Below are 16,751 nucleotides of genomic sequence, written 5' to 3' on the forward strand. Positions count from 1 at the left end.
GCCGCGCAGGGTGATGACCGACGCCGGTTGGGTGCCGGGCGGGATGGTGATTTCGCTGACGCCGTCCAAGATGGCGTCGACGGTGACGGTGGCGCCCAGCGCCGCGTCGACCATCGGCACCGAAACCGTGCAGTGCAGATCGTCGCCTTCGCGGACGAAGACGTCGTGGGGCTGTTCGTGGACCTCGACGTAGAGGTCGCCGGCCGGGCCGCCGCCGGGCCCGACCTCACCCTGCGCGGCCACGGCATGCCGCACCTGCGCTCCGGCACCCGCGGCGATCTGCATGTGCACGTCGAGGTCGTCGTTCCGGCCCGGCTGGACCACCGCGACACCGAACTGCTGCGCGAGTTCAAGACCCGCCGCAACCGCGACGTGCCCGAGGTCCGCTCGACGCACGCCGGGGGCGGCTTGTTCAGCCGGCTGCGCGAAACCTTCACCGGACGCTAGCGGGGAGCCGCGAAGGCGCGCACATGGTCGCGACCCTGTTCTACCTCGACGATCTGCCCGAGCCCGGCTCGCTGGCCGTGCTGGGCGGTGACGAGGGTTTCCACGCCGCGACCGTGCGGCGCATCCGCCCCGGCGAGCGGCTGGTGCTGGGCGACGGCGCCGGGGCCCTGGCCCACTGCGAGGTCGAGCACGCCGGGCGCGACGGGCTGCGCGCGCGGGTGCTCGAACGCTGGACCGTTCCCCCGGGATCCCCGCGGGTGACGGTGGTCCAGGCGCTGCCGAAGTCGGAGCGCTCGGAGCTGGCCATCGAGTTGGCCACCGAAGCGGGCGCCGACGCGTTCCTGGCCTGGCATGCCGCGCGGTGCGTGGCCAACTGGCAGGGCAACCGGGTCGACAAGGGTTTGCGGCGATGGCGTGCCGTCGCCCGGTCGGCGGCCCGCCAATCCCGTCGGGCGCACATCCCGCCGGTCGATGGCGTGCTGTCCACCGCCGAGCTGACCCGGCGGATCCGCGACGAGGTAGCCGCCGGCGCGACGGCGCTCGCCCTGCACGAGTCGGCCACCGACCGGCTCGCGGATGTCGGGCTGGCTCAAGCGGAATCGCTGCTGCTGGTGGTCGGTCCGGAAGGCGGCATCGCGGAAGACGAGATGGCGGCGCTGTCCGAGGCGGGCGCGACGGCGGTGCGGCTCGGGCCCCAGGTGCTGCGGACGTCGAGCGCCGCGGCGGTCGCGCTGGGCGCCCTCGGCGTGCTGACCCCGAGGTGGGACCAGCGCAGCGACGTTCCGGCAAACGGCCACACGCTGCGGGTTCGCGACACCGACCCGACGTCGAGTACGTTGCTGAACGCTGACCAATCCGGGCCCTCGGCGTAGACTGAGACGGCCCAGCAACCCACCGACAAGCCGAGAAAGCAGGCATCGAGAGCCACGTGACGCCCCGCGAGACCAGCGCTGCTGACGCAGCCGGAGCCGTCCCGACCTCTGCTCAGGTTCGCAGCAGCATCGACGTTCCGCCCGATGTCGTGATGGGCTTGTTGGGTTCGGCCGACCAAAACCTGCGGGCCCTCGAGCGCAGCCTGAAAGCCGACCTGCACGTGCGTGGCAACGCGGTCACCGTCGCGGGTGAACCCGCCGACGTCGCGCTCGCCGAGCGGGTGATCTCCGAGCTGGTCGCCATCGTCGCCGGCGGTCAGCCGTTGACCCCGGAGGTGGTTCGCCACAGCGTCGCCATGTTGGCCGGCACCGACAACGAGTCACCGGCCGAAGTGCTGACGCTGGACATCCTGTCGCGGCGGGGAAAGACCATCCGGCCCAAGACGCTCAACCAGAAGCGCTACGTCGACGCCATCGACGCCAACACCATCGTCTTCGGGGTCGGCCCGGCCGGCACCGGCAAGACCTATCTGGCGATGGCCAAGGCGGTCAACGCGCTGCAGACCAAACAGGTCAGCCGCATCATCCTGACCCGCCCGGCCGTGGAAGCCGGTGAGCGCCTTGGCTTTTTGCCCGGCACCCTCAGCGAGAAGATCGATCCGTATCTGCGGCCGCTGTATGACGCGCTCTACGACATGATGGATCCCGAACTGATCCCCAAACTGATGACCGCCGGGGTCATCGAGGTGGCGCCGCTGGCCTACATGCGGGGACGCACGCTGAACTCCGCGTTCATCGTCCTCGACGAGGCGCAGAACACCACCGCCGAGCAGATGAAGATGTTCCTCACCCGGCTCGGCTTCGGATCCAAGATCGTCGTCACCGGCGACATCACCCAGGTCGACCTGCCGGGCGGCGCCAAGTCGGGCCTGCGCTCGGCGATGGAAATCCTGGACAGCGTCGATGACATCCATGTTGCGGAGCTGACCAGCGTGGACGTGGTTCGCCACCGGCTGGTCTCCGAGATCGTCGACGCCTATGCGAAATTTGACGAGCCCGGCCTGACATTGAACCGGGCGGCGCGGCGGGCGACGGGCTCGCGCGGTCGTCGATGATGGTGCGGTGAGCGGATTTCATGAGCATTGAGGTATCCAACGAATCGGGTATCGACGTCTCCGAGGCCGAACTGATCAGCGTCGCGCGGTTCGTCATCGCCAAGATGGACGTCAATCCGGCGGCCGAGCTGTCGATGGTGCTGCTGGACACCGCCGCGATGGCGGACCTGCACATGCGCTGGATGGACCTGCCCGGCCCGACGGACGTGATGAGCTTTCCGATGGACGAGCTCGAGCCGGGCGGGCGTCCGGACGCCCCCGAGCCGGGGCCCTCGATGCTGGGCGACATCGTGCTGTGCCCGGAATTCGCGGCCGGCCAGGCCGCCTCGGCGGGGCACAGCCTGGGGCACGAGCTGGCGCTACTGACCATCCACGGGGTGCTGCATCTGATCGGCTACGACCACGGCGAGCCGGACGAGGAAAAGGAGATGTTCGCCCTGCAGGACCGGTTGCTCGAAGAGTGGGTCGCCGAGCAGGTCGAGGCCTACCACCAGGACCGCCAATCCGAACGCGACCGCCGATTGCTCGACAAGTCAAGGTATTTCGACCATTGAGGCCACTTCGCATCCTGGCGGCCGCCGCCATCGCCTTCGCACCGCTGTCGATGGTGGTCACCACCAACGCTTCGGTGGCGCAGGCGGCCCCGTGCGCGGGCGCCGGATCGAACCCGGATTCCTGCCAGCACTGCATGTTCTACGTGAACGCCTATCACACCGCGAACGTGTGCAACGAGGATCGCCGCGGGGTCCAGGGACCCCCGAGCAACGCGCCCACGCCGGTGCCGGAAGTTCCCATCCCGGCGTACGAGCCGCCCCCGATGCCGCCGCCGGCGCACAACCCACTGGTCCTCCCGCCGCCCAACGCGGGTCAGAACGTCCCGGTGCTGGACATCCCGCCGCCGGGCCCCGACGCGCCGCGCAACGCACCGGTCGTGGCGCCGCCGCGCGGGCTGGACGCGCCCTCGCTGGCGATCGCGGCGGCCAAGGCCGCACCCGTGGCGCGGGTCGATCCCGCCAACCCCCCGAAACCGCCGACCCAGGTGGACTTCAACCAGCGGGTGCAGAACGTCGTGAGTTCGCACCGGGAGAACGTCGACATTCTCAAGGTGGACGATCAGAAGTTCGTCCGGCCGCGCCATTGGGACTACCTCGACTACGACGACTCCTATCGCCGCCCGACCATCTACAACCCGCTCAACCAGCCGATCACGTTCCGCTACTTCTACAACGGCGCCTATCAGGAGGCGTACCTGCCGCGCGGAGGCCGGATGGTGCTCGACGCCGCGACCGTCGGCGTCGTCCCGTTCACCGCAGTGGGTGACAGTTACGTGGCCGCGGGCAGCTTCTATGGCGGGGGCTCAATTCCGTTGAACGGCTACAACGGTCCGCCGCCGCCCGACTACAAGCCGCCGGCGCCGCCGAAGCTGTACGAGAACGTCACGGTGTTCGTTCCCGCCAAGGGCGAGACCGTGGAGGTGGGCCACGTGTCGGTGGTGGGTCACGACGGGAGTCAACCCGCGGGCGGCCAGGACACCTTCCTGCTCGACGACTCCACCCTGGCCTTCGGGCAGATCGACAACACCAGCAGCGCGCCCGCCCAGATCAGGGTGATCAAGACCCAGCCCACGCCGGGCGTCGGGCCGACCGACGATGGCAGCTTCCTGGTGTTGCTGGCCGTGCATCATCAGGAGCCCGGTCAGCCCAATCAGTCCGGATGGACTTTGGCGCTGCGCTTCGGGGGGTTCGCGGTGGTGGTCGGCCTGGTCGCCTGGCTGCTCGCTCGCCGGAGCCGGGCCGAGGAGCAGAACGCTGATTCATGACCGGCTGGTCTGAGCTGCTCGGTGCAGTCGCGCTGATCGCGCTCGGCGGACTGTTCGCGGCGATCGATGCGGCCATCAGCACGGTGTCGCTGGCCCGGGTTCAGGAGTTGGTGCGCGACGAGCGGCCCGGCGCGGTGGCCCTGTCCAAGGTCATGTCCGAACGGCCCCGCTACATCAACCTGGTGGTGTTGCTGCGGATCACCTGCGAGATCACGGCGACCGTGCTGCTGGTGGTGTTCCTCTACGACAACTTCGGGCTCAGGTGGGGGCTGTTCGGCGCCGCCGCCATCATGGTGGTCACCAGCTTCGTCGTGATGGGCGTGGGACCGCGTACCCTCGGCCGTCAGAACGCCTACTCCATTGCGCTGACGACGGTCCTTCCGCTGCAGGCAATTTCGTGGCTGCTGATGCCGATCAGCCGCCTGCTGGTGGTGCTGGGTAATGCGGTGACGCCCGGCCGTGGCCTGCGCAACGGCCCGTTCGCCTCCGAGATCGAGTTGCGTGAAGTCGTCGACCTGGCGCAGCAGCGCGGCGTGGTGGCCGCCGAGGAGCGGCGGATGATCCAGTCGGTCTTCGAACTCGGTGACACCCCGGCCCGCGAGGTGATGGTGCCGCGCACCGAGATGATCTGGATCGAAAGCGACAAGTTCGCCAGCCAGGCCATCAACCTGGCGGTGCGCAGCGGGCATTCCCGCATCCCGGTCATCGGCGAAAACGTCGACGACATCGTGGGCGTCGTGTACCTGAAAGACCTTGTCCAGCAGACGGTTCTGTCCGGTGACGGCGGCCGCACCCCGCCGGTGTCGAAGGTGATGCGGCCGGCCGTCTTCGTGCCGGACTCCAAGCCGTTGGACTCGCTGCTGCGGGAAATGCAGCGCGACCGCAACCACATGGCCCTGCTCGTCGACGAGTACGGCGCGATCGCCGGCCTGGTCACCATCGAAGACGTGCTGGAGGAAATCGTCGGCGAGATCGCCGACGAGTACGACCAGGCGGAGACGGCGCCGATAGAAGACCTGGGCGACAAGCACTTCCGGGTGTCGGCGCGGTTGCCGATCGAGGACCTGGGCGAGCTGTACGGGGTGGAGTTCGACGACGATTTCGACGTCGACACGGTGGGCGGCCTGCTCGCCCTCGAGCTGGGCCGGGTGCCGCTGCCGGGCGCCGAGGTGGTCTCGCACGGTCTGCGGCTGCAGGCCGAAGGCGGCACCGATCACCGGGGTCGGGTGCGGATCAATACCGTGCTGCTCAGCCCGATCGAATCCGACGGTTCATCCGATGGCGAGGAATCCGAGCAGCATGACTGAATTCCGTTCCGGCTTCGTATGTTTGGTGGGCCGTCCGAACACCGGCAAATCGACGCTGACGAACGCGCTCGTCGGGACCAAGGTCGCGATCACCTCGATGCGGCCGCAGACCACCCGGCACACCATCCGCGGCATCGTGCACCGCGACGACTTCCAGATCATCCTGGTGGACACGCCGGGCCTGCATCGGCCGCGCACCCTGCTGGGCAAGCGGCTCAACGATCTGGTGCGCGATACCTATTCCGAAGTCGACGTGATCGGGCTGTGCATCCCGGCCGACGAAGCGATCGGTCCGGGCGACCGGTGGATCGTCGAACAGATCCGCGCGACCGCGCCGAAGACGACGCTGGTCGCGATCGTCACCAAGATCGACAAGACGCCCAGAGACCGGGTGGCCGCCCAGCTGGTGGCGGTCAGCGAGTTGGTGGGTGACTCAGCGGAGATCGTGCCGGTGTCGGCGGTCACCGGGGCGCAGGTGGACATCCTGATCGACGTGCTGGCCGCGGCGCTGCCGCCCGGCCCGGCGTACTACCCCGACGGTGAGCTGACCGACGAACCCGAAGAGGTCCTGATGGCCGAGCTCATCCGGGAGGCCGCCCTGGAGGGCGTGCGCGACGAACTGCCGCATTCGTTGGCGGTGGTCATCGACGAAGTCAACCCGCGGGAGGACCGCGACGACCTGATCGACGTGCATGCCCTGCTCTACGTCGAACGCGACAGCCAGAAGGGAATCGTCATCGGCAAGGGCGGTGCCCGGCTGCGGGAGGTGGGCACCGCGGCGCGTGCCCAGATCGAAAAGCTGTTGGGGACAAAGGTTTACCTCGATCTGCGGGTCAAGGTTGCCAAGAACTGGCAGAGCGACCCCAAACAGCTTGGTCGGCTGGGCTTTTAGCGATCGCACGCGACGGCATCGCCCGCGGTCGCCGGACCAAGAGGTGACTTTCATTCGTGCTAGCACCGTCGCTAGCGCACGTGAAAAGGCCATATGCCGAGCAGAGGCGACGCATCTGGCCCGGTTATATTTTGGTGCGCGCATCCGCCGCGCGTTTGGTCGCCTTCGCCCTGGGTAGCCGCGGCCTATGACGCAACCTCAACTCGCGCTCGTCACCGGCGCGTCCAGCGGCATCGGATTCGAACTGGCCAAGCAGTTCGCCCAGCATGGCTATGACCTGGTCGTTGCCGCCGAAGACGACGCGATCAACGACGTGCCCGGCAAACTCTCGCAGTTCGGCGCGGCGGTGCAGCCGGTCCAGGCGGACCTGCGCGGCCCCGAGGGGGTGGAGCACGTGTACGAGAGCGCAATCGAAGGCGACCGCGTGCTCGCCGCGGCCGCGCTGAATGCAGGGATCGGCCGCGGGGAAATGTTCCTCAAGAGCGAGCTCGCCGACGACCTCAGCATCATCGATCTCAACGTGCGCTCCACCGTGCACCTGGCCAAGCTGGTTCTGCGTGACATGGCGAATCGCAATGCGGGCAAGGTGCTGTTCACCTCGTCCATCGCCTCGCAGATGCCGGGTTCCTATCAGCCGGTGTACAACGCGTCGAAGTCGTTCATCCAATCCTTCGCCCAGGCGCTGCACGACGAATTGCGCGACACGGCAATCACTGTCACCGCCTTGATGCCCGGACCGACCGACACCAACTTCTTCGGCCGCGCCAAGATGGTGGATTCCCTGATGGGCAAAATGCGCAAGGACGACCCCGCCCAGGTCGCGCGGCAGGGATTCGAGGCGCTGATGCAAGGCGATCAGAAGGTGGTGGCCGGCTCCGCATTGACAAAAGTCATGGGTGCGGCGAACCGCCTGCTACCGGACACGGTCAAAGCCGTTGGCAATCGGGTGATGTCGAAACCGCGGGGCAACTGAACCGATGGCCCGGCGGATCAGGCCAGCACCCGAATCGTTTTCATCGACGCATCGGCGGCATCCGGGGTGTTCATCCCGGCGCGCACGCCGGAACACAAGTAATTCAGCACGGCCTCATTGAGACGCTCTCCGGGCACCACCGCCGGGATGCCCGGGGGATAGGGCGTGATCTGTTCGGCGGCGATCCGCCCGGCGGCCTGATCGGTGGGCACCGCCTCCACGTGCCCAAAGAACGCGTCGCGGGGCAGACACACAGTCTCCAACTGGAGCTCGTCGGGAGAGGGCAGGTCGATCTGCGGCGGGCGGTCGAAGTCGTCGGCCGCCCTGCGCCACGCCCGCAGCGCACCGGTGAGACGGCCGGCGGTGGTTTTGTCGTCCGCGAAGGACAGGGTGGCCAGAATGCGGCGGTGATCGCTCATCCCGGTGTCGACGTGAGCGTTCGCGCGCAGCCAGTCGGCGGCCTGGTAACCGGAGGTGCCCGTGCCCGAGACGTCCATCAGCACCTGCAAGCGATCCAGGTCGTGGGACGCCTGCGCCCCGAGTAGCTCGTCGTCGAGCACCTCGACGCCGGGCAAAGTTTCGATGTCCGCACGCAATTTGTGTGCGAGATCCAGTGCGGCGCCGAGCAATTCGTGTCCATGCTCCACCATTTGCCGGCGCCATCCGTCCATGGCCGCATACAGCAGGACGTTGGGGCTGGTCGTCATCAGCAGATCCGCGCAGGCCGACAGGCGGTCCTGATCGATCAGGTCGCCCTGCACATGGAACACCGAGCCCTGTTCGAAGCCGGCGCCCATCTTGTGCACGCTGACCACGCAGACGTCCGCATCCGCATCCATCGCCCAGGTCGGCAGGTCGTCGTGGAACGGCAGATGTGCCCCCCACGCCTCGTCGATGATCAACGGCTTTCCGCGCCGATGGCACACCTCGGCGATGCCGGCGATGTCGGCGCAGGTGCCGTACGGGCTGGGGCTCACGATGAGCGCCCCGGCGGCGTCGGGATGCTTGTCCCACGCCTCGTCTACCTGCTGCGGCGAGGGTGGATGAGAGAAGTGGTGTTCGGCGTCCCATTGCGGAGTGATCCAGCGCGGCTGCACACCGGAGAAGATCAACCCCGCCACGATCGACTTGTGACTGTCGCGCCCAACCAGGAGGCTGCCGTCGCCGCCGGCCACGGCCATCATCGCCGCCCGGACCGACAGGGAGCTGCCACAGGTGGAAAACCAGGCAACGTCGGCGCCCACGGCTTCGGCCATCAGGTCCTCCGCGTGCTTCAAATACTGGTTGCTGGTTCTGCGGTCATCCAGGCCGCCGCTGGCTAGCACGTCGTCGAGGAACGGTTCGCGGCCCAGCACCTGCAGGACGCGGTCGTCGGTGCCGCGGCCCTGGCGGTGGCCCGGTGGCGTGAATCCGTAACGGTTCTTGGCCCGATAATCGGCCAGCGCATCGAGTAGGGGAGCGGTCGATTGGTCCATCGCCAACGAATACCCGAGTTGTCAGCGGCTAATTCGTCCTAGTTACCTGCGTAAACACCGGCGTCAGGCGTGGGGCCCGGCGGCGCCCGGCGCGTCTGTGGTCTGGTCCCACCACGACTGGGGCTGTTGGCTCGCCCACCCGCTGACCGCTTCCAGTTCGGCGGCCAGCGAGATCAGCATGCCCTCGCTGTTCGCCGGGCCCATCAGTTGCACACCGATCGGCAAGCCCTCGGAGGTGAAGCCCGCCGGAACGTTGATCGACGGCCAGCCCAGCACGTTCCACGGGAACGTCAGCGGGCACGCCGCAATCATGGCGCGGTCGGTGCCGAACCCACTCAACCGGTCGAAGGCGCGTGCCAGGGGTGGGGGCTGGGCCGTCGTCGGCGCCAACACCACGTCGACGATGTCGAAGATCGAGCCGACCCGGCGCTGGTCTTCGGCTTCGTGGCGACGCGCGCTGCGCAGGATCGCCTGGCCCAGCACGGCGCCCAGGCGCAGGTTGGACAGGGTGCGGGGGTCCAGCACCACCCCGTCGCCCAGCCGCTCCTCCCAATCGCGCAGGCCTGCGGTGGACCGGGCGAGGAAGTCCCACGACAGCCGCATGCCGTAATCGGGGTTGCCCGGCACCACGGTGTGGCCGAGCAGTTCGAGTTGCTTGCCGACCGCCCGCGTCGCGGCCAGGATCTCCGGGTGCAGCTTCGGCCGGAAGCCGGTGTAGGGGAACCGGGTGGACAGCGCGATGTTCAGCGGGCCGGGCGCCTTGCCCACGTAGTCGGAGGCGACGATCGGCGGCGGCTTGTGCCGGTCTCCCTCCACGTTTCCGGAGGCGGCGTCGAGCACCAGCGCCGCATCGGCCACCGTCCGGGCCAGCACGCCGTTGGCCGTGATGCCGTTGAACGCCTCCGGCAGTGGCCAGGTCGAGATGCGCCCGCGCTGCGGCTTGATGCCGACCAGGTGCGTCCACGCCGCCGGGATGCGAATGCTGCCGGCGCCGTCGGAGCCGATGGCCGCGGTGACCAGTCCGGCCGCCACCGCCGCGGCGCTGCCCCCCGACGATCCGCCCGGGGTGTGCCGGCGCGACCAGGGGTTGCGGGTATGCCCGAAACCGGGTCCGCTGGTGAACGGCCACTGGCCGAGCTCGCAGGTGTTGGTCTTGCCGACGATCACCGCGCCGGCCGCCTTGAGCCGGCACACCACCTCGGCGTCGTGCGTCGCCGGCGCGACCGTCCCCTCGGTCCCGAAGGCGGTGGGCACGCCAGCAACGTCGACGTCGTCTTTGACCGCGATCGGGATCCCCAGCAGCGGGGCGGTGTCGCCGGCCGCGCGGCGCCGGTCGGCCTCGGCGGCGTCGGCCAGCGCCGACTCGGTGAGCACCACCCGAAAGGCGTTGAGCGTGGGCTGGCTGGCGTGGATGGCGTGCAGCGAGCGACCGACCAGTGTGGTGGACGTCACCGAGCGGCTCGCCAGCTGATAGAGCAGGTCAGTGAGCGTGGGCAGGCGCCGGTGGCCGGATCCGGAAATGGACCCGGGACCCGACCCAGAAGCGCCAATCACGGGGTACGAGACTAACGGCGCGGATACCCGTAATGTCGCGGCGGGGTGCAAAACTATTGTGATGCGGCTATACCGAGACCGAGCTGTTGTGTTGCGCCAGCACAAGCTCGGTGAAGCCGACCGGATCGTCACCCTGCTGACTCGTGAGCACGGGCTGGTCCGCGCGGTTGCCAAGGGCGTGCGCCGCACCCGCAGCAAATTCGGTGCTCGGCTGGAGCCGTTCGCGCATATCGACGCGCAGCTGCACCCCGGCCGCAACCTCGACATCGTCACCCAGGTCGTCTCCATTGACGCGTTCGCCACCGACATCGTCAACGACTACGGCCGCTACACGTGCGGGTGCGCCATGCTGGAAACCGCCGAACGCCTCGCCGGCGAGGAGCGGGCACCCGCCCCGGCGCTGCACGGGCTCACGGTGAGCGCGTTGCGGGCGGTGGCCGACGGCCGCCGGTCCCGAGACCTCCTGCTGGACGCCTACCTGTTGCGCGCGATGGGCATCGCAGGCTGGGCGCCCGCGCTGAACGAGTGCGCCCGGTGCGCCACGCCCGGTCCCCATCGGGCGTTCCACGTCGGCGCCGGCGGCAGCGTCTGCACACACTGCCGCCCGGCCGGTTCGACGACGCCACCCCCGGGAGTGCTGGACCTGATGTCCGCGCTGCACGACGGCGATTGGGACTTCGCCGAGCAGACCCCGCAGTCGCACCGTAACTACGTCAGCGGTCTGGTGGCCGCGCACCTGCAGTGGCATCTGGAGCGGCAGCTCAAGACCCTGCCGCTGGTGGAACGGACGTATCACGCCGACCGCACCATCGCCGACCAGCGCGCGGCGCTGATCGGGCAGGATATGGACTGTGGCTAAACTCTGGGCCGGCGGCTCGGGCCGAAAGGCCGAGCTCGCCACGGCGTCAGCCGATTTCCCGCAGCTGCCCCCCGCCCCCGACGGCTACCCGGTGTTCCCCGACAAGTCGACCTGGCCGGTCGTCTTTCCCGAGCTGCCGCCCCCGGCCGACGGTGGGCCGTGCCGGCCCCCACAGCACATTTCCAAGGCGGCCGCGCCCAAGATCGAGGCCGATCGATTGCCCAACCATGTGGCCATCGTGATGGACGGCAACGGCCGCTGGGCCACCCAGCAGGGATTGACCCGCACCGACGGTCACAAGGCGGGCGAGGCGGTGGTCATCGACATCGTCTGTGGCGCAATCGAACTCGGCATCAAATGGCTCAGTCTGTACGCCTTCTCCACCGAGAACTGGAAGCGTTCCCCCGAGGAGGTCCGCTTTCTGATGGGATTCAACCGTGACGTGGTGCGCATGCGCCGGGTGAACCTGAACACCATCGGGGTCAAGATCCGGTGGGTTGGTTCGCGGCCGCGCCTGTGGCGCAGCGTGATCAACGAACTGGCGATTGCCGAAGACCTGACCAAGGACAACGACGTCATCACCGTCAACTACTGCGTCAACTACGGCGGTCGCGCCGAGATCGCCGAGGCGACAAGGGAAATCGCGCGCCTGGCCGCCGCCGGCCGGCTGAACCCGGAGCGCATCACCGAGTCGACCGTGTCGCATCACCTGCAGCGGCCCGACATCCCCGACGTGGACCTGTTCCTGCGGACCTCGGGGGAGCACCGGTCCAGCAACTTCATGCTGTGGCAGGCGGCCTACGCCGAATACGTCTTTCAGGACAAGCTGTGGCCCGACTACGACCGCCGCGACCTGTGGGCGGCGTGTGAGGAATACGCCTCCCGCAACCGCAGATTCGGGAGCGCATAGTGCCGCCGCTGCAGGAGCGCCTGGCATCGATACTCGGCGACGTCCTTCCGCTCGAGGCGGAGGCCGACGGCGCCGTGACGGTGCGCCACGACGCCACCATCGCCTCGTTGCGGGTGGTCAACATCGCCGAGGGCCTCGATCTGGTCTCGCTCACCCAGATACTGGCGTGGGATCTGCCGTCGACCAAGAAGCTAAGCGAGCAGGTGGCCAAGCAGGCCCGCGACAGCAACTTCGGTAGCGTGACCATGGTCGAGAAGGTCAACGATAAAGCGGTGCAACGCAATTCGGGCAGGAGTGCGGCGAAAACCGCCGACGTGATGCTGCGCTATAACTTCCCCGGCGCCGGCCTGACCGACGATGCCCTGCGGACCTTGATCCTGCTGGTGCTCGACACCGGCGCCGAGATACGTCGGGCGCTGACGGCGTAACCGGTTACCGGCCCCCGCAATCCGAGCAGGTGCCGAAGATCTCGATGGTGTGGCTGACGTCGGAGAAGCCATGCTTGGCAGCCACTTCGCTGGCCCACTGTTCGACCTCGTGATCGCCCACCTCGATGGTGGCGCCGCAACTGCGGCAGACCAGATGGTGGTGGTGGTGCTCCGAACATCGGCGGTAGACCGATTCGCCGGTGTCGGTGCGCAGCGTGTCGATCATCCCGGCCGCGGCCATTGACTGCAGGGTCCGGTAGACGGTCGTCAGGCCGATGTTCTCGCCACGCCGGCGCAGCTCGTCGTGCAGCTCTTGGGCCGAGCGGAACTCGTCGAGGGTCTCCAGCAGCGTGGAGATCGCCGCCCGCTGCCGGGTGGAGCGGACGCTGACCCTGGTCATTGGCGCGGCTCCTCTTCATCGCTTCGTCCCCCTCGCCGCTTCACGGCTGGGGGTGCCCCCGCTGCATCGTCGCCGGCGCGGGTCATTGGCGCGGCTCCTCACTGGCGTGCGCGACGGCATCCACCACGATGTGCGCGAGGTGATGATCCGCGAGCCGGTAGAGCACTTCGCGCCCGGATCGCTCCCCGGTGACCACGCCGGCCGCCTTGAGGATCTTGAGATGCTGACTGACCAGCGGCTGGGGCACGCCGAGCGCGTCCACCAGCTCGTGCACGCAGCGGTGCGACTCGCGCAGCTGCAGCACGATGGCGATGCGCACGGGCGCGGCCAGCGCGCGCAACAACTCACCGGCGGCATCGAGGATGTCCCGCGGCGGCGGCACGGGATAGGCGGCCCCTCCGGAGTGCCCGGCGGCGCCCAGCGCGTCGTGGTCGTGGGCGAGGACGCCCGGGTCCGAATCGCCATCCGCGGCGGCCGGCATCGAGGCAGAAGGTGACGGGGACGTCATCATGGGGGCGGCATCACCTCGAGAAGTGCCAGGTAGTGGGAAAGTAGTCGCCGGTGAAAGTCGTTGTCGGCTGCCATCCACTGTCACATGCATGATGACGCATGTCAAAGACCGCGGTGCCGATCGCTACCATGACTGATGCTCTGCGCACCGCGGTCGAGCGCCGCGCGTGCCCGCTCAAACCCGGAAAGGGAGTGCACCACCCCGTGGCGTCCGTCATCGACACCGTAGTGAACCTGGCCAAACGGCGCGGCTTCGTCTTTCCCTCGGGGGAGATCTACGGCGGCACCCGATCGGCATGGGATTACGGCCCGCTGGGTGTGGAGTTCAAGGAGAACATCAAACGCCAGTGGTGGCGCTCGGTGGTCACCGGTCGCGACGACGTCGTGGGCCTGGATTCGGCGATCATCTTGCCGCGGCAAGTCTGGGTGGCCTCCGGCCATGTCGAGGTCTTCCACGACCCGCTCGTCGAGTCACTGATCACCCACAAGCGTTATCGCGCCGACCATCTCATCGAAGCCTACGAAGCCAAACACGGACACCCGCCGCCCAACGGCCTGGCCGACATCCGCGACCCGGAGACCGGCGAGCCCGGCCGGTGGACCGAGCCGCGCGAATTCAACATGATGCTCAAGACCTATCTCGGTCCGATCGAAACCGAGGAGGGCCTGCACTATCTGCGTCCGGAGACCGCGCAGGGCATCTTCGTCAACTTCGCCAACGTGGTGACCACCGCCCGCAAGAAGCCGCCTTTTGGTATCGGTCAGATCGGCAAGAGTTTTCGCAACGAGATCACCCCGGGCAACTTCATTTTCCGGACCCGCGAGTTCGAACAAATGGAAATGGAGTTCTTCGTCGAGCCCTCGACCGCCAAGGAATGGCATCAGTACTGGATCGACACCCGCCTGCACTGGTATGTCGAACTGGGTATCGACCCGGAGAACTTGCGGCTATTTGAACATCCGGCCGACAAGCTGTCGCACTACTCCGATCGCACCGTCGACATCGAGTACAAGTTCGGCTTCGCCGGTAATCCGTGGGGCGAGTTGGAAGGTGTCGCCAACCGCACCGATTTCGACTTGTCGACGCATGCAAAGCATTCCGGCGTCGACCTGTCGTTCTACGACCAGGTGACCGACACCCGGTACACCCCGTATGTCATCGAGCCCGCCGCCGGTCTGACGCGGTCGTTCATGGCGTTCTTGATCGACGCCTACACCGAGGACGAAGCCCCGAACGCCAAGGGCAAGATGGAAAAACGCACGGTGCTGCGGCTGGATCCGCGCCTGTCACCGGTCAAGGCCGCGGTGCTGCCGCTGTCCCGGCACGCCGACTTGAGTCCCAAGGCCCGAGACCTGGCCGCCGAGTTGCGGAAGTTTTGGAATATCGATTTCGACGACGCCGGTGCCATCGGGCGACGCTACCGACGCCAGGACGAGATCGGCACGCCCTTCTGCGTGACGGTGGATTTCGACTCACTCGAGGACAACGCCGTGACGGTCCGCCGCCGCGACGACATGTCCCAGGAGCGGGTGCCGATGAATGCCGTGTCGGATTATCTGGCGGCGCGCCTCAAGGGTTGTTAATCGACCACTCGCGGGCCGTCTTGTAGATTGCTTGTCCCGTTGCATCGGCGCGGGTCCGGCCGCCGTGGCGCCGGTGATGCATCCGCACCCACACCGAATTCCGCGGAATAAGGTTTGCTTAAAAGTCCGGCTTTTCGCGGTGCTGGTGCCTTAGGATCGCCACTGGGGCATAAGTAGATAGCTAATGGCCGCGGGTGGATGTCGCTCCGTCCGGGGCAGGAGCCGTTGACTCGGTCGGTTGGGGTTGCACATGATTCCCGCGTTTGTGTTCTTCCCTCCTGAGATCAACTCGGCCTTGATATTCGGCGGCCCCGGGGCCGGCCCTCTGTTCGAGGCGGCCGCGGCGTGGGACGGGCTGGCCGCCGAGCTGTCATCCTCGGCATCGTCGTTTCACACCACGGTTTCCGATCTGGCCGGTAGCGCCTGGATGGGGCCGTCGTCGATGGCGATGACCGGCGCCGCGGCGCCCTACGTGCAATGGCTGATCATCGCGGCGGCGCAGGCGGAGGTGGCGGCCTTGCAGGCCCGGATCGCCGCACTGGCTTTCGAGGGCGCACTGGTGGCGACGGTTCCGCTGCCGGAGGTGCTGGCCAATCGGGCCCGGTTGCTCGTCCTGATTGCCACGAACTTCTTTGGCATCAATACCGCGGCCATCGCACAGACCGAGCTCGAATACGTCGAGATGTGGGCGCAGGATGTGGCGGCGATGTTGGGCTATCACGCCGGGGCCCAATCGATGGCGGAGGCGCTGCCGGAATTCAGCGTGCCGCCGGCGGCCCTCGGCGGCGGCGCGCCCGCCGCGGACCTGTCGGGCCTGGCCGGATTGGTGACGGCACCCCTGACTCTCGCGTCACAGTTCTTCCAGGGCCTGTCCTCGCTGGGAACCGCGTTCGTCTCCCAACTGCAGTCGGTGTTCGGGGCGCTCTCGCCGGCGGTCTCGTTGCTGTCGTCGACGCCGGTGGCGACGTTGACGTCGGTGGCGCAGGCCGGAATGTACCCGGCGACCGCGTTGATGACGCCCATGGTGACGCTTGCCCAAAGTGCCGCCCCCGCACCGGCGGCGGCCGCGTCGCCGCTCTCTCACGCGCCGGCGTTGGTGGGCGCGGCCAGCGCGCCCCTCGCCGCGCCGCGCAGCGCGGGCAGCGTCCTGTCGGACTTGCCGCCGTTGGCCGGTTCAGGGTTGGGCGCGTTGGGCGTTGCGACGGCGGGCCTGGGCGGCGCGCGGTTCGTCGGGTCGCTGACGGTGCCCGCGGCGTGGCAGGGATCGATGCCGGCTTACATCGCCACCCCGGCGATGTCCGGGGCGGGCTCCGGGGCGCCGGCCGCGGCGGCCGGCGGATCGGGCAGTGGTGTGCCGATGACGGCGATGCCGGTCGGTGACAAGACCCCCGAGGGCGAGGACCGCGGGACCAGGGCGCAGGTGGTCAGGTCTCGTCCCAAGGTGGTGCCGCGCAATCGCCCGGGATAGTGCAGCGGTGCTGCTGTTGCAGACGTGAATAGTGTGCAAAGCGGCCGGAATTCGATACTTTTCGATATGCCGGCATACGCCCCGACGGAACGTTGTATGCGCAACGCCGAATTCGTCTGATTGGTCTGGTGAAACCCG

The 16,751-nt window shown here is 68.0% G+C and carries 17 protein-coding genes and 1 pseudogene; 13 read left to right on the forward strand and 5 right to left on the reverse strand.

Annotation, left to right across the window (positions count from 1 at the left end):
- A pseudogene (locus tag A5624_RS27625) lies at window positions 1-279 on the reverse strand (DnaJ C-terminal domain-containing protein); the annotation flags it as partial.
- Here A5624_RS27625 and A5624_RS19400 point away from each other — a divergent pair.
- From A5624_RS19400 to A5624_RS19435, 8 genes are all read left to right on the forward strand, one after another.
- The gene (locus A5624_RS19400) at window positions 178-447 is read left to right on the forward strand and encodes a DnaJ C-terminal domain-containing protein (RefSeq protein ID WP_369827499.1); all 270 of its coding nucleotides are present in this window, start codon (window positions 178-180) and stop codon (window positions 445-447) included. The pseudogene A5624_RS27625 and the gene A5624_RS19400 overlap by 102 nt on opposite strands.
- A 23-nt stretch (window positions 448-470) precedes the next feature.
- The gene (locus tag A5624_RS19405) at window positions 471-1,319 is read left to right on the forward strand and encodes a 16S rRNA (uracil(1498)-N(3))-methyltransferase (RefSeq protein ID WP_066869559.1); all 849 of its coding nucleotides are present in this window, start codon (window positions 471-473) and stop codon (window positions 1,317-1,319) included.
- Between the two features lie 56 nt (window positions 1,320-1,375).
- A complete protein-coding gene (locus tag A5624_RS19410) occupies window positions 1,376-2,434 on the forward strand; it encodes a PhoH family protein (RefSeq protein ID WP_066869562.1) in 1,059 nt (352 codons plus the stop codon).
- A gap of 20 nt (window positions 2,435-2,454) precedes the next feature.
- Window positions 2,455-2,988, forward strand: a complete 534-nt coding sequence (gene ybeY, locus A5624_RS19415) for an rRNA maturation RNase YbeY (protein ID WP_066869564.1) — start codon at window positions 2,455-2,457, stop codon at window positions 2,986-2,988.
- 50 nt (window positions 2,989-3,038) lie between these two features.
- Window positions 3,039-4,253 carry a hypothetical protein gene (locus A5624_RS19420; RefSeq protein WP_066869650.1) on the forward strand — a complete coding sequence of 405 codons (1,215 nt, stop codon included), beginning with the start codon at window positions 3,039-3,041 and terminating at the stop codon, window positions 4,251-4,253.
- Window positions 4,250-5,560, forward strand: a complete 1,311-nt coding sequence (locus tag A5624_RS19425) for a hemolysin family protein (protein ID WP_066869568.1) — start codon at window positions 4,250-4,252, stop codon at window positions 5,558-5,560. The genes A5624_RS19420 and A5624_RS19425 overlap by 4 nt, the downstream gene beginning before the upstream one ends.
- Window positions 5,553-6,452 carry a GTPase Era gene (gene era, locus A5624_RS19430; protein WP_066869571.1) on the forward strand — a complete coding sequence of 300 codons (900 nt, stop codon included), beginning with the start codon at window positions 5,553-5,555 and terminating at the stop codon, window positions 6,450-6,452. The genes A5624_RS19425 and era overlap by 8 nt, the downstream gene beginning before the upstream one ends.
- Before the next feature lie 187 nt (window positions 6,453-6,639).
- Window positions 6,640-7,425: an SDR family oxidoreductase gene (locus tag A5624_RS19435; protein WP_066869574.1), complete on the forward strand. Its 786-nt coding sequence runs from the start codon at window positions 6,640-6,642 to the stop codon at window positions 7,423-7,425.
- A 17-nt stretch (window positions 7,426-7,442) separates the two neighbouring features.
- Here the strand turns inward: A5624_RS19435 and A5624_RS19440 are convergent, their stop codons facing one another.
- A complete protein-coding gene (locus A5624_RS19440) occupies window positions 7,443-8,900 on the reverse strand; it encodes an aminotransferase class I/II-fold pyridoxal phosphate-dependent enzyme (RefSeq protein ID WP_066869577.1) in 1,458 nt (485 codons plus the stop codon).
- A gap of 63 nt (window positions 8,901-8,963) precedes the next feature.
- On the reverse strand, window positions 8,964-10,454 hold the full coding sequence (locus tag A5624_RS19445; protein ID WP_066869581.1) for an amidase: 1,491 nt from the start codon (window positions 10,452-10,454) through the stop codon (window positions 8,964-8,966).
- Window positions 10,455-10,515: 61 nt separating this feature from the next.
- On the opposite strand from A5624_RS19445, the gene recO reads away from it, so the two are divergent.
- Genes recO through A5624_RS19460 form a run of 3 tightly spaced genes read left to right on the forward strand, consistent with a single transcriptional unit; the run spans window position 10,516 to window position 12,651 of the window.
- A complete protein-coding gene (gene recO / locus A5624_RS19450) occupies window positions 10,516-11,313 on the forward strand; it encodes a DNA repair protein RecO (protein ID WP_066869584.1) in 798 nt (265 codons plus the stop codon).
- Complete coding sequence (locus A5624_RS19455) at window positions 11,306-12,223, forward strand: decaprenyl diphosphate synthase (RefSeq protein ID WP_082990613.1); 918 nt, start codon at window positions 11,306-11,308, stop codon at window positions 12,221-12,223. Before recO ends, A5624_RS19455 begins: the two co-directional genes overlap by 8 nt.
- On the forward strand, window positions 12,223-12,651 hold the full coding sequence (locus A5624_RS19460; RefSeq protein WP_066869587.1) for a hypothetical protein: 429 nt from the start codon (window positions 12,223-12,225) through the stop codon (window positions 12,649-12,651). The genes A5624_RS19455 and A5624_RS19460 overlap by 1 nt, the downstream gene beginning before the upstream one ends.
- A gap of 4 nt (window positions 12,652-12,655) precedes the next feature.
- Here A5624_RS19460 and A5624_RS19465 read toward each other — a convergent pair whose 3' ends face one another.
- Complete coding sequence (locus A5624_RS19465) at window positions 12,656-13,051, reverse strand: Fur family transcriptional regulator (protein WP_066869589.1); 396 nt, start codon at window positions 13,049-13,051, stop codon at window positions 12,656-12,658.
- Window positions 13,052-13,133: 82 nt separating this feature from the next.
- Window positions 13,134-13,562, reverse strand: coding sequence for a helix-turn-helix transcriptional regulator (locus tag A5624_RS19470; RefSeq protein ID WP_197518998.1), 429 nt, complete (start codon window positions 13,560-13,562; stop codon window positions 13,134-13,136).
- A 191-nt stretch (window positions 13,563-13,753) separates the two neighbouring features.
- On the opposite strand from A5624_RS19470, the gene A5624_RS19475 reads away from it, so the two are divergent.
- A complete protein-coding gene (locus A5624_RS19475) occupies window positions 13,754-15,145 on the forward strand; it encodes a glycine--tRNA ligase (protein WP_066869656.1) in 1,392 nt (463 codons plus the stop codon).
- A 250-nt stretch (window positions 15,146-15,395) separates the two neighbouring features.
- Complete coding sequence (locus A5624_RS19480) at window positions 15,396-16,613, forward strand: PPE family protein (RefSeq protein WP_066869595.1); 1,218 nt, start codon at window positions 15,396-15,398, stop codon at window positions 16,611-16,613.
- Window positions 16,614-16,751 lie beyond the last annotated feature (138 nt).

Origin of the sequence: Mycobacterium sp. 1482292.6 (genome assembly GCF_001672995.1) — a bacterium.
Classification (GTDB): Bacteria; Actinomycetota; Actinomycetes; order Mycobacteriales; family Mycobacteriaceae; genus Mycobacterium; species Mycobacterium europaeum_A.

Bases quoted from the DNA above. Each gene is read 5' to 3' on its own strand.
- A5624_RS19435 (WP_066869574.1), top strand. From the start codon at position 6,640: ATGACGCAACCTCAACTCGCGCTCGTCACCGGCGCGTCCAGCGGCATC.
- A5624_RS19465 (WP_066869589.1), bottom strand. From the start codon at position 13,051: ATGACCAGGGTCAGCGTCCGCTCCACCCGGCAGCGGGCGGCGATCTCC.
- A5624_RS19405 (WP_066869559.1), top strand. From the start codon at position 471: ATGGTCGCGACCCTGTTCTACCTCGACGATCTGCCCGAGCCCGGCTCG.
- recO (WP_066869584.1), top strand. From the start codon at position 10,516: ATGCGGCTATACCGAGACCGAGCTGTTGTGTTGCGCCAGCACAAGCTC.
- A5624_RS19470 (WP_197518998.1), bottom strand. From the start codon at position 13,562: ATGATGACGTCCCCGTCACCTTCTGCCTCGATGCCGGCCGCCGCGGAT.
- A5624_RS19480 (WP_066869595.1), top strand. From the start codon at position 15,396: ATGATTCCCGCGTTTGTGTTCTTCCCTCCTGAGATCAACTCGGCCTTG.
- era (WP_066869571.1), top strand. From the start codon at position 5,553: ATGACTGAATTCCGTTCCGGCTTCGTATGTTTGGTGGGCCGTCCGAAC.
- A5624_RS19425 (WP_066869568.1), top strand. From the start codon at position 4,250: ATGACCGGCTGGTCTGAGCTGCTCGGTGCAGTCGCGCTGATCGCGCTC.
- A5624_RS19420 (WP_066869650.1), top strand. From the start codon at position 3,039: ATGGTGGTCACCACCAACGCTTCGGTGGCGCAGGCGGCCCCGTGCGCG.
- ybeY (WP_066869564.1), top strand. From the start codon at position 2,455: ATGAGCATTGAGGTATCCAACGAATCGGGTATCGACGTCTCCGAGGCC.
- A5624_RS19440 (WP_066869577.1), bottom strand. From the start codon at position 8,900: ATGGACCAATCGACCGCTCCCCTACTCGATGCGCTGGCCGATTATCGG.